This is a genomic window from Pseudomonas sp. R62 (assembly GCF_000257605.1).
GTDB lineage: Bacteria > Pseudomonadota > Gammaproteobacteria > Pseudomonadales > Pseudomonadaceae > Aquipseudomonas > Aquipseudomonas atacamensis.
The window spans coordinates 1,576,256-1,579,103 of sequence record NZ_JH635999.1; the positions used below are offsets into that span (position 1 = coordinate 1,576,256).

At 60.7% G+C, this 2,848-nt stretch carries 4 protein-coding genes; 1 reads left to right on the plus strand and 3 read right to left on the minus strand.

The genetic code is table 11. The features are described from left to right. The 3 genes from OQK_RS25080 to gcvA all read right to left on the minus strand — a co-directional run. On the minus strand, positions 1-273 hold a 273-nt coding region (locus OQK_RS25080; protein WP_038861736.1), incomplete at its 3' end, for an SDR family NAD(P)-dependent oxidoreductase. A 29-nt stretch (positions 274-302) separates the two neighbouring features. Next, positions 303-1,130, minus strand: coding sequence for a DMT family transporter (locus OQK_RS25085; protein WP_016774851.1), 828 nt, complete (start codon positions 1,128-1,130; stop codon positions 303-305). 75 nt (positions 1,131-1,205) lie between these two features. After that, positions 1,206-2,111 carry a transcriptional regulator GcvA gene (gene gcvA, locus OQK_RS25090; protein WP_016774852.1) on the minus strand — a complete coding sequence of 302 codons (906 nt, stop codon included), beginning with the start codon at positions 2,109-2,111 and terminating at the stop codon, positions 1,206-1,208. A 371-nt stretch (positions 2,112-2,482) separates the two neighbouring features. Between gcvA and OQK_RS25095 the strand changes: the two genes are divergently transcribed. Beyond that, the coding region (locus tag OQK_RS25095) for an efflux RND transporter periplasmic adaptor subunit (protein WP_038861738.1) at positions 2,483-2,848 on the plus strand (366 nt) is incomplete at its 3' end.

Here is a 2,848-nt window from a genome sequence, read left to right on the forward strand (position 1 = left end):
ATTGACCAGAACGTCGATCCGTCCAAATGAGCGATCGAGAGCCGAGAACAGTTCAGCAACCTGCTCGGGGTCAGCACTGTCAGCACGCACCGCGAGGCCTTTGCGCCCCAACGCTTCGATATCCGCCACCACCTCAAGAGCGGCGGACTCGTTAGCGACGTAGCTGACGGCGACGTCGTAGCCTTGCGCGGCAGCGAGTCGGGCGGTGGCGGCGCCGACTCCGCGACTGCCGCCGGTGATCAGAATCAGCGGGGCCTGCGAAACGTTATCCATGCGACGTTCTCCTGAGCAGTTGGGCTGTGTCAGCCGATGATGATGGCGCCGCTGGCGATGACCACGCACGCCAGCATCCTGCGGACGGTGAGCTTTTCACCGAGGAACAAATAGCCGAGCAATGCGGCAAACAACACGCTGGTTTCGCGCAAGGCCGACACCGCGCCCAGTGGCGCTTCGTTCATCGCGTAGATAACGATTGCGTAGGCCAGCAACGAGACCAGTCCGCCGCCCACTGCGGCGAGCATTCCGGGCCGTACGGAAAACAGACTGCGAGCATCGCGCAGGCCGATATACACCAGCGGCATCAGCACGCCCCACAGGGCGCTCATCCACACCGTGTACGCGAGCGGCGCACCGGAAAGCCTGGCGCCAATGCCATCGACGACGCTGTAGGCAGCGATGAAACAACCGGTGCCCAGCGCATACGGCAGGCTCGGCACCGACAGGCTGCGCCCGCGAAAGGCCAGGGAAATGATTCCGCCGGATACCAGACCGATGCCGAGCAGCTCAGCGGGAGTAATGGTTTCGCCGGCAAACAGCGCGGCGCCGAGGGTGATCAGCGCCGGTGACGAGCCGCGGGAAATCGGATAGATCTGCCCTAGATCGCCGACCCGATAGCTGCGCACCAGGAACAGGTTGTAGCCGACATGCAGCAGTGCCGAGAGCAGCGCATACCCCCAGCTCTCAGGTGCAGGCGCGGCCATAAAAAAGGTGGCAATGAGGCAGACGATGGCGATGGCCACGCACATTATTGTCATCGACCAGAGCCGATCGGCACCGCCGCGCAGCAGCGCGTTCCAGCTGGCGTGCAGGAGCGCGGCGAACAGAACGAGGAGTACGAGATGGATTGGCATGCGGCATTTTAGTCATCGCTGCAGCCCACATTACAGAGAAGTCTCTTCATCCAGTCATGAGCAATACCTCATGACTCAGTGCTGCGCGCCCTGCACTTTCAACGCCTCACTGAGCAACCACTCGCGAAATTTGAGAATATGCGGCTGGGCTTCGATGCCTTTGGGACAGACGAAATAATAGGCAAGCGGCGATGTGAACGGCACATCGAACAGCCTTACCAAGCGGCCGTCGCCGATTTCATTTTCGACATGGCCGCTGCGCACCAGCGCCACACCCTGGCCGAGCAATGCAGCTTCGACAGTCATGTTGGTGTCGCCAAACCTTACGCTTTCGCGCAGCGGCGAAAATGCCAGCCCGACGGACTCAAACCACACCTCCCATTTCGGCGCCAACTCGGCGCCGTCGCGAATCAGCAACGGCATCTGCAGCAAATCGGCGGGACTGCCCGGCCTGCCGACGCGCTGCAGCAGTTCGGGACTGGCCACGGGAAACACCTGCTCACCGAACAGGAACTCCGAATACAGACCGGGATAATTGCCTTTGCCCAAGCGAATGGCGACATCGGCTTCGCCGCTGGCGAAATGGATGATCGTGTCCGTGGTATCTAGCGACACCAACAGCTCCGGGTGCAGGCGCGACAGATTCGGCAAGCGTGGCAGCAGCCACTTCAACGCGAACGAATAGGTGGTGCTGACGGTCAGGCGAACCCTGTCCTTTTGCTCGCGCAGATCCTCCAGCGTTGCTTCAAGGCTCATGAAAAACTCGCGCACGATCGGCGCCAGCGTCGCCCCCGCTGTTGTAAGGCGTAACGCCTTGCCGCGCTCGAACAATTGCAAGCCCCAAAGTTCTTCAAGGTGCCGGAGCTGGTGACTGACGGCGCTTTGGGTCACGTGCAGTTCTTGAGCGGCAGCCGTGAACGTCGGGTGCCGGGTGGCCACTTCGAAAGCCCGCAGGGTCGCGGTCGGGGGCAGGTCTCGCATAAAAAATGGTCCGGGGACGGTAAATATCAGAGCATGAGGTTACGCTCATGTTAGAGCGAAACTCCCTTGATTGCCCATTCCGCGACATTGGCGTATTGCTCCGGCAAGTGGGCGAGGTGCTGATAACAGCGAGGCATTTAATCGCCGGATAATCCTCCGCGCGCAGCTTCGGTCGCAATCATTGCAGATCAAGCAACACAGAATTGCCTTCAGGCCGATTGATAGCCCCCTAACGAAAGGTGCATGCTAGGGGGCTGCCTCGGCGCTTATATCATTCCGAATGATAGTTACCTTTGCTTCATTCGATTCGTGCCATCACACCCGCGCCGAGCATCATCCGCCCATCTTCAATACTTCGGCGGATTGCATCCATGGAACAATCACTCAAACATTTGCGCTTCCCGTTGGCCATGTTGGCCGTACTGGTGATGAGCGCCTGCGGCAAAACTCCGGAGACTGCCGGCGCCCCGCCCGCTGCCAAAGTCAGCGTAGCCAAGGTGCTGGAACAACCGGTCAACGAGTGGGACGAATTTACCGGGCGCCTCGAAGCGCCGGAAACCGTTGAAATCCGGCCACGGGTATCGGGCCAGATCGATCAGGTCGCGTTCACCGAAGGCGCGCTGGTCAAGAAAGGCGACCTGCTGTTCCAGATCGACCCGCGTCCGTTCCAGGCCGAGGTACGCCGCCTCGAAGCGCTGGTTGCTCAAGCCCGCGCCACCGCCACTCGCAGCGAAAAC